Genomic DNA, 9153 nt, shown 5'->3' with positions numbered 1-9153 from the left:
AGCGTGGCGACCTCCTCGGGCACTTCCAGCGTCACTTTCACCATGGCCGGGATTTCTCCCACGCCTCGGCCTGCTCCTGCCAACCCGCCCTTTCGCTCAGGCGATGCTCAGGATCAGATCCACACCCGGCCCGTCGAGCGATGCGGCTCACCAAGACATCCCTGGGTCGTCCCCGCATCACTGGGAGCGCGCTCCGGGGACGAATAGGCTTGTCTTGGTTTGTCTTCACAAAGCGAAGGAGCCACCCATGTCGAAGCCATGGAGCATCGTCACGTGCATCCTCGTCGTTCAATTGCTGGCATGTGCTGGAGGGGAGGGGCTCCCCGAGGACCCTGCTCCAGGTGAGACGCGGGTGTCGGTGCAGGGGCTGGCGGGCAGTCGGCTCTACACCGTGGACGTCACCGCCCAGCCGGCCAATGTCACCTTCTCCCTGCGCTACATGGCGGCGTCGGACACCTACGAGGGGGGGCTCATGCTCTCCGGGGGAACGCAGACGCTGACGGCCGCGGGATACGTGCGGGACAGCGCGGGGACTCGCGTGCTGGTCGCCACCGGCTCCGCCACCGTGGACGTGGTCGAGGGGGTCGCGGTGACCGTCCTCATGAACCTCCAGGACGTGACTCCGCCCGCACCGCAGCCGGACATTCCTCCCTTCATCCGTTCGGCGTTCATCTCAGGCACCGCCCATACGACCAATGCCATCGAGCTGGCCGTGTCTGTCATCGACCTGGACGGAGACCCCATCACCTATGCGTGGACGAGCGACTGTCCGACGGGCGTGTTCTCCCGTCCGAACGAGGCGTACACGACGTGGCACAACATGTTGCCCGGGCCGTGCAAGCTCGAGGTTCACGCCACCGCGCGAGGACAGGTGGTGTCGATCAGCAGGGTGGTGAACGTGGAAGGGCCGGCGGTCGGTGGGGTGCTCGTGGTGGGGACCTACATTCCTCGCCCCCGTGTCACCGCCATCCAGGTGGAGGGGCAGGGCCTGTCCCCGCGGCGCTTCCTGCGTGAGGACGCGGTGTCGAACCTTCCCTTCGTCGGGCCGAACCGGACCTTCCAGGTGGAGTTCTTCGTGGACTATGGCACGCAGCACGGCACGCGGACGGCGACCCTGGACATGTCGGAAGGGTCGCCGTGTGGCACGCTGGTGCGCGGCGCGGACACCTGTGCGACGAGCCCCACGCCCACGTCCTGCTCGGTGCGGTACACGTGGACCACGCCGCTGCCCTCACCCCTCTGCAAGCTGACGGCCCGGGCCACCAACGGGACGCTGGCGGACGCGTTCACCATCGGGACGATGGTGGACTGGGTGCCCTGAGCACCTCCGGTCGGGACGCCCGCGGGGGCCACGACTGGCACCCGCGGGCATCGACCTGACCGGGAACTAGTAGCGGTAGGTGTCCTGCTTGAACGGCCCGGACACCGTGACGCCGATGTACGCGGCCTGGTCCGGCGTCAGCTCGGTGAGCTGCGCGTTGAGCTTCTTGAGCTGCAGCCGGGCGACCTTCTCGTCCAGGTGCTTGGGCAGCACGTACACCTTGCCCACCTGGTACTTGTCGCTGTGCGAGTACAGCTCGATCTGCGCGATGGTCTGGTTCGCGAACGAGCTGGACATCACGTAGCTGGGGTGACCCGTGCCGCAGCCCAGGTTCACCAACCGGCCCTTGGCCAGCATGATGATGCGCTTGCCGTCCGGGAAGATGATGTGGTCCACCTGCGGCTTGATCTCCTCCCACTGGTACTTCTCCAGGGAGGCGACCTCGATCTCATTGTCGAAGTGGCCGATGTTGCACACGATGGCCTGGTCCTTCATCTTCGCCATGTGGTCGTGGGTGATGACGCTCTTGTTGCCCGTGGCCGTGACGAAGATGTCCGCCTTGTCCGCCGCGTAGTCCATGGTGACGACGCGGTAGCCCTCCATCGCCGCCTGCAGCGCGCAGATGGGGTCGATCTCCGTCACCCACACCTGGGCCGACAGCGCGCGCAGCGCCTGCGCGGAGCCCTTGCCGACATCGCCATAGCCCGCGACGACGGCGATCTTGCCCGCCACCATCACGTCCGTCGCGCGCTTGATGCCGTCCACCAGCGACTCGCGGCAGCCGTACAGGTTGTCGAACTTGCTCTTGGTGACGCTGTCGTTGACGTTGATGGCGCGGAACAGCAGCGTGCCCTTGGCGGACATCTCCTGCAGGCGGTGCACGCCCGTGGTGGTCTCCTCGGTGACGCCGAGGATCTTCGCCGCCTTGCGCGAGTACCACGTCGCGTCCTGGGCCAGCTTCGCCTTGATGGACGCGTACAGCTCCCGCTCCTCCTCGCTCTGGGGGTTGGCCAGGACGCTGGGGTCCTTCTCCGCGCGCTTGCCCAGGTGCATCAGCAGCGTCGCGTCACCCCCGTCGTCCAGGATCATGTTCGGACCCTCGTGGTCGCTGCCCGCGGGGCCGAAGTCGAAGATGCGGTGGGTGAACTCCCAGTACTCCTTCAGGGACTCGCCCTTGTGCGCGAACACCGGCGTGCCCGCGGCCACCAGCGCGGCGGCGGCGTGGTCCTGCGTGGAGAAGATGTTGCACGACGCCCAACGCACCTCGGCGCCCAGCGCCTGGAGCGTCTCCACCAGCACGGCCGTCTGGATGGTCATGTGCAACGAGCCGGTGACGCGAGCGCCCTTGAGCGGCTGCTGCTTGGCGTACTCCTCGCGGATGGCCATCAGCGCGGGCATCTCGCTCTCGGCGATCTTGATCTCCCGGCGGCCCCATCCGGCGAGGCCGAGGTCGGCGATGGCGTAGTCCTGCTTCTGCGTCTGCGTGGCGGCGGTCATGGCGTGTCTCCTGAGTTCAGGTTGCGTCGCGTGTGCTGGCGAGGTCCTGCCCGAGCCGCTGGAAACGGACCCACCCTCGCAAGCCACGCGTACAGGTGAGTGCCGTTGGGTCATTCCCTTCGAGCCTGGGGCCAGGGGCCTCGCAACACTCCTCGAAGTCCGGGGCAAACTACGAGAAGGCCCGGCGAATTTCAAAGGGAAGTTGCCGCCCCGGAGGGCATGCATGCGGGCTCCACCCGACACCCGGCCTACAGGGTGGCCAGCGGTGGGAGCCCCTCCCCGCGACCGAGCGGGGCGGCGCCGGCGCCAGGGGCCGACGCTCGCCCGCGCGCCCTGGAGGGACTACTTGCCCGACGCGCGCACCGAGCCGCCGCTGGCCCAGTGGTCCGTGGCGGCGCGCGTGAGGGTCTGCGCGAGCAGGTCCTCGAGCAGGTCCGCCTTGGCGATCTCCTCGGGCTCGAAGACGCCGAGCAGCGCCAGCTCCGGCTTCTCGCCGTACTGCTCCTCGCCCAGCGTCAGCCAGCCGGGGGTGTAGCTGGCGCCCACCAGGCCGTTGACCAGGGGGGCGATGCGCAGCGAGGCGCCGTGCGCGTGCACGGGGCCCGCGGGCGCGCCGTTGCTCTTCACCAGGCCGATGTCCTTGCCGGAGAAGCGGACCTCGAACGCGCGCGAGTCATCCCAGTGCGGCACCTGCTCCAGGGACAGGGACAGGGCGCCGTCGGACGCGGGGCCGGCCTCGCCGTTCGCCTTCTGGACGGCGGCCTTCAGGGCGTCGGAGACCTGGGAGGACAGCTGCGCCCAGCGCTCGCGCCGCGCAAAGGCCTTCCGGATGTTGTCGTTGATTTCCTTCAGAGAGGCACCAGCGTTCTTCGACGGCATGAAGTCCCCTTCGGGGGTTGGAGGGCAAGGCCGGATGCTGCCCTCCGCTCACGCATGGTGTCCAGGGGGCTCCCGGGCTTTCAGTCGCAGCCCTGGACGTCCTCGATGACGAAGCCGTTCCGGGTGGAGATGCGCCGGTCGTGGCACACCCCGGGGTGGCCCTCGAGCCGGTAGTGGTGGGTGGAGGTCCCCACCGCGTTGCGCTGCGCGCGGGGCACGCCCAGGTTGTACGCGGCCTCGCCCGTGAAGACGTCGTCGAGCTCGCGGTGCTCCCACGTCTGGAGCCCCCGGACGCCGAGCGCCTTCTCCGCGTCGCGCACGGTGATGCGGGTGGTGAGCCGGTTGGCCGGCGTCACGTCGATGTGTCCGTCCAGCACGAACTGCTTGTCGGAGCGGCTCACCGTGGGGAACACGTCCCGGCCGACGACGGTGACGGTGCTCGTGTCCCGCCATGTGGCGACGAGCTCGTCCGGGTTCTCCAGGTCACCCACCCAGCGGTGCATGCTGGTGTTGGAGACGTCCTGCTCCACGGTGGTCAGCTCCCAGCCGCGCGAGGTGCGCAGGTAGCCGGACACCCTCAGGTGGTGGCCGCCCTGCGTGTCCACCTGGTGCCAGCCGTCCACCAGCGCGTACGTCGAGTCGTTCGACAGTGTCCCCAACTCGTGCTGGAGGAGCCCGCCGGTGACGCGCGCGGTGCCCGCGTCCCGCCACACGAGCACGTTGGTGGGCAGGTCCCACCCCGGCCGTCCCTCGGGCACGCCGAGCACACGCACGGTGAGCTGGTGCGGCTGGCCGTCGGTCAGCAGGCCCACGAACGGGGTGAGGTCGTACTGGATGGGGCGGATGTTGAAGGCGCGGGGCGCGGGGAGCACGTACCAGAGGAAGGGGTTGGACCAGCCACCCGTGTAGACGTGGGGGAAGGGCATCGCGATGCCGGCCACCCGGCCGTCCACCTCGATGACGACCTCGCGGTAGGGGCCGTTGTCGGCGGGGCACGAGTAGGGCACGACGATGGGCGCGGTGATGTACCAGAACTCCTCGCACCCGCCGCCGGAGCCCGTGGCGTAGACCTCCGCGACCAGGCGCGCGGTGTTTCGGGGCACCGTCACCTCGCCGACGAGCGCGCTGCCCTCGCGGCGCGGCTGGGTGAGCGGGAGCACGTCGCTCGCCAGGTTCGCGGCCGGCGAGTGGCCCCCCTGGGCCGGGTAGAACGTCAGGTACACCTGCACGTCCAGCACGCCCGTGTACGTCTCGTTCACCACGTTGCCGATGAGCATCCACACCGGCTGGGGCCGCGCGAGGAGCGACGCATAGGCGGTGACGTCCTTCTCCACCGACCAGGCGATGCCCTCGCGCGAGGGCTCGGGCGTGGACGTCTTGAATATCGTCACGCCGCCCACCTCCAGGTGGCCCAGCCGGTCGTACTGGACGCCCTGCACCTTGCCCTCCATACGCAGCACCACCTTGCTCCAGGGGCCCGGGCACTCCGCGGGCGGCGTGAAGGTGCCGGTGAAGGGCGTGAAGTCGTCGAACCGCTCATCGACGATGCGCACGGTGCAGGACGGCGTCGGCGGCCGCGCCACGAGCGGCGCCGCGGTGCGTGGGTCGTCCCAGTCCGTGCCGAACTCGGGCGGAGGCTCCACGGCCCACGCCGGCAACGCGGCGCCCACCACCAGGAACACCGCGACGAGACTGCCAGGGAATGGCTTCACGGCTTGTCCTCTCTAAAAATGAAATTCAAGAATAATAGGACTTTGCCCTGGCGTGGGCAATGCGCGGCTGCGCGGACGTGGTTCGTTGAAGGAATGCGGGAAGAACGCGCGCGGGGTTCGTTGAGTGCTCGCGGTGCGAAGGATGACACCGCGACATCACCACACACCCCGGGGCCGGTCCCGGAGCGCAGGGGAATCCATATGCAGACAATGACTCACACCCGCCAACGTGGTTGGCGGACGACCACGCTCGCCGTGACGACGATGGCCCTGTTGGTGGGCGCCTGCGGGCCCGAGGCGCCCGTGCCCCAGGAGGAGACGCTCACGGACACGGGGGCGGCGACCACGGCGGCCTTCGAGGCCTGGCGCGCGAAGAACGTCGTCGCGACGGAGGAGGGGCACTTCCTGGTCGAGGGGGACATGCGGATGCAGGACCTGGCGGAGGTCCGCCGGTACTGGGAGAGCTTCACGAACAATCCCAACGCGCTGTCTGTCTTCCGGGTGGGTGGGGCGGACGCGGCCTGGAGCCGCGCGGACCGCGAGGCCATCACCTACTGCATCCGTCCCACGGACTTCGGCGCGGACTACGACCGCGTGGTGGAGTTCATGCACCGCGCCGCCTCTGGCTGGGAGGGCGCGGCCAACGTGAAGTTCGTGCATTTGAAGGCGCTGGACTCGTCCACCTGCAATCGCAACAACAACCTGGTGAAGTACAACGTCGAGCGCAACTTCGCCTTCACGGGCCTGTCGGCGGGCATGGGGTTCCCCACGTACTCGCGGCCCACGCGCTTCCTGGAGCTGGGGCCCACGTCGACGTGGACGGATGCGGAGCTCATCGCCGTGCTGACGCACGAGTTCGGCCACGCGCTGGGCTTCGTGCACGAGCACGACACCGCGTCGGGCTGCGGCATGGTGATGACGGGCAGCTACCGGCCGCTGACGTGCTACGACGGCCGGGGCGCCATGCACTACCCGTCGATGCCGGGGTGGTTGGATCCGTCGCGCACGCTGAACTTCATCTCGCAGCGGGACGTGGAGGGCTCGCAGGCGCTCTATGAGGCGCCGACCAACGTGCTGAGCACGTCCAGCGGCACGGTGTACGCGCGCAAGCGCTCGACGGGTGACCTCTACCGGCGCGACGCGCTCGTGTGGACGTTGGTGGGCGGCCCTGGCCAGGCGTTCGTCGCGGTGGGCAACACGCTGTATGGCCAGACGCCGGGCGGCGGCTCTCCGGTGCAGTTCCTGGGCTCGAGCTGGGTGGGCATCGGCGGACCCGCGGGGCAGATCTTCGCCTGCGCGGGGGCGCTGTGCGCCACGGACAAGCTGACGGGCAACGTGGCCCGCTACAACGCGGCCACCGGGGTGTGGACGACCATCGGCGGGCCCGGCTCGCGCTTCGCGGCCACGACGACGCAAGTGTTCGGCCTGGGGCCGTGGCAGGACGACTACACGGCGCTCTACAGCGGCGTGGGCTCCTCGTGGAGCGTGGTGGGCGGCGGCGCCAGCGAGCTGGTGGGCGGCGGGACGAAGATGTACCGGCTCACCAACGACAAGGCGTTCATCCAGCGCCATGACGGGGGCTCGACGTGGACGAGCATCGGCTACTCGGGCCGCAGCTTCGTGGCCGTGGGCAATGACGTGTACGGCCTGCGTCCGGATGGCTCGTTCATCATGAAGTACGCGGGCTCGGCGTGGAACTCCATCCACGGCGCGGCGAGCAGGATCTTCAGCTCCAACGGCTACCTGCTCGCGCAGAACCTGGACGACACCATCGAGCGGTACGACCCGGTGTCGAACACCTGGACGAACCTGGGCAAGCCCTGATGCTTCCTGGACCTGGGGCGCTCAGGGAGCGTCCTCAGGTCCAGGTGCGTTGCTGGTTGCGCTCGTTCTTCTGGCGGAAGGCCTCCTCCAGGTCCACGCCGACGCGGTTGGCGATGGCGACCAGGTAGTTGAAGACATCGACCAGCTCCTCGCCGACCTGGGCGCGCGCCGCCTCGGTCGGCGTGCCCTTTCCCTCGTCGTAGAGCTTCTCGTGGCGGCGGACGGCCTTGAACACCTCGCCGACCTCCTCACCCATGAGGAAGCAGTTGTGGACCAGGTCCAGCTTCAGCCAGCCATGCATCGCTTCCAGCTCGTGGATGTAGCGCTGGTAGTCCTTCATGGAGGCGCCGGGGGGAAGTTCAATCATCCCCCCGTCTTCAATCACCGGGCGGCGGGCGTCAACCCCTGGGAAGCAGAGGTCCGCGTCGAAATGCCGCGGGAAGATCCGCGGAGGCCTTCGTACCTCTGGGGCACAACACCCGGAGGTCTCATGCAACGCGGTGCATTCCTGCTGGCCCTGGCCAGTCTCCTGCCGACCTGGGCCGTGGCGGCGCCCCATGTCACCCGGCTTCCGCCCCAGGACGCGGCGGTCCATTGCAGTCCCGGCGAGCCGTGCACCCAGCCCACGACGGACGGCTGGGTCGCGCCGATGGAGTACGCGGACGGCAAGAAGTTCCCGCTGCAGGACTATGTGAATGGCGGGCCCAACGGCGAGCTGTACCTGCTCGTCAGCGACAACGCCGAGTACACCCCCGAGGAGTGCAACTTCGGGATGCCCCAGGCGGGCGGGATTCCCTCGGTCCAGACCAACCCCTGCCTCTCCCAGACGCTGTTCATCGGCCTGCGCCTGCCTCGGCCCAAGGACGCCAACGGGAACTTCCTGGAGGCGTCTGGCTTCATCGATGTCTGGCTCGATGCCCAGCGCGACGCCACCATCAACCAGGTCCCCGGCGCGAGCGGACCGCGCTCCGAGGACCGCCACCTGCGGTTCCGCTATTCCACCGGTCCCAACGGGAACACCGCGCTGACGCAGCAGATGGGCAACAACGCGAACGGGTGGACGGGGCTGTCGGCGCCCAACCAGGCCTGGGCCACCACCGCCCTGGTGACGACGCCGAGCGCGGACCCCTCCCGCGTGCACATCGAGTTCTCGGTGAAGCTGCGCAGCAGCGTGCCGCCCATCGTCGGCAGCGAGCCCTTGTCGTCGGCGGTCCGCAAGCTGGGCCTCGCGCTCCAGAGCAGCCCCGGCATGACGGCGGGCGCCACGCAGCGGGTGGGCGGCGGCATCTTCTTCAACGCGAAGAACCAGCCTCCCAACGGTCTGCTGCCCGCAACCTGGGAGACGCTCGAGCTGCGGGAGCACATCCCCATCCCCTTGAGCTTCACGATGTGGAACGTGGGGCAGATGCCGGACGCGACGTTCTGGGTCCCCGACGGGGGCTCGGGGGAGATCGACACCGTCGCCGCGAAGATCTACAAGAAGGAGGTCGTCTGCATCTCTGAGATCTGGATGTCCCATGAGCGAGGAGAGCTCGTCGAGAAGGTCAACGAGCTGCGCGCCGCCGAGTCGCTGCCTCCGATGCAGGCCGTCACGGAGCTGAACGACGACATCTTCCAGCCACCCACGGAGACGACGGGGCTGGTGTTGCTGTCCTCGCGGCAGATTCTCGAGGGCGGCATCCACCATTTCCCGTCCAACATGTGCACCGGCGCCGACTGCATGCAGGACAAGGGCGTCATCTGGGCGCGCATCGCCACGCCAGCGGCCACGGTGCCCGTCACCGTCATGGAGGGGGTGTGGATCTGATCCTGAGCAGCGAGTGAGCAGACAAGCAGGGGGACCGCCGGGTGACTGATGGTCGATGGGAGGGGAGGTTGCTGGCGGGTTGAGCCACAGGAGGACATCCGACGATGCCGAAG

7 protein-coding genes and 1 riboswitch are annotated in these 9153 nt (G+C 68.7%); of the genes, 3 read left to right on the top strand and 4 right to left on the bottom strand.

Annotated features, from left to right (window positions below; all coding sequences use genetic code 11):
* Window positions 1-247 precede the first annotated feature (247 nt).
* Window positions 248-1321, top strand: a complete 1074-nt coding sequence (locus tag FL311_RS37530) for a hypothetical protein (RefSeq protein ID WP_141332479.1) — start codon at window positions 248-250, stop codon at window positions 1319-1321.
* A 66-nt stretch (window positions 1322-1387) separates the two neighbouring features.
* Here the strand turns inward: FL311_RS37530 and ahcY are convergent, their stop codons facing one another.
* From ahcY to FL311_RS37515, 3 genes are all read right to left on the bottom strand, one after another.
* Window positions 1388-2818 (bottom strand): adenosylhomocysteinase, encoded by a 1431-nt coding sequence (gene ahcY, locus FL311_RS37525; protein ID WP_141332478.1) that lies wholly within the window; start codon window positions 2816-2818, stop codon window positions 1388-1390.
* A 90-nt stretch (window positions 2819-2908) separates the two neighbouring features.
* Window positions 2909-2976, bottom strand: a riboswitch (S-adenosyl-L-homocysteine riboswitch).
* Window positions 2977-3160: 184 nt separating this feature from the next.
* Window positions 3161-3697: a hypothetical protein gene (locus FL311_RS37520; RefSeq protein ID WP_141332477.1), complete on the bottom strand. Its 537-nt coding sequence runs from the start codon at window positions 3695-3697 to the stop codon at window positions 3161-3163.
* Between the two features lie 80 nt (window positions 3698-3777).
* Window positions 3778-5409, bottom strand: a complete 1632-nt coding sequence (locus tag FL311_RS37515) for a peptide-N4-asparagine amidase (protein ID WP_141332476.1) — start codon at window positions 5407-5409, stop codon at window positions 3778-3780.
* 264 nt (window positions 5410-5673) lie between these two features.
* On the opposite strand from FL311_RS37515, the gene FL311_RS37510 reads away from it, so the two are divergent.
* Complete coding sequence (locus FL311_RS37510) at window positions 5674-7233, top strand: M57 family metalloprotease (RefSeq protein WP_228557341.1); 1560 nt, start codon at window positions 5674-5676, stop codon at window positions 7231-7233.
* A 34-nt stretch (window positions 7234-7267) separates the two neighbouring features.
* On the opposite strand, the gene FL311_RS37505 is transcribed toward FL311_RS37510, so the two are convergent.
* A complete protein-coding gene (locus tag FL311_RS37505) occupies window positions 7268-7600 on the bottom strand; it encodes a MazG nucleotide pyrophosphohydrolase domain-containing protein (protein WP_046712414.1) in 333 nt (110 codons plus the stop codon).
* Window positions 7601-7723: 123 nt separating this feature from the next.
* Between FL311_RS37505 and FL311_RS37500 the strand changes: the two genes are divergently transcribed.
* Complete coding sequence (locus tag FL311_RS37500; protein WP_141332474.1) at window positions 7724-9040, top strand: hypothetical protein; 1317 nt, start codon at window positions 7724-7726, stop codon at window positions 9038-9040.
* Window positions 9041-9153: the final 113 nt, after the last annotated feature.

It is taken from the genome of Myxococcus sp. AB025B (genome assembly GCF_006518215.1).
GTDB lineage: Bacteria > Myxococcota > Myxococcia > Myxococcales > Myxococcaceae > Myxococcus > Myxococcus fulvus.
This window is presented reverse-complemented; position numbering and strand designations above follow the sequence as displayed.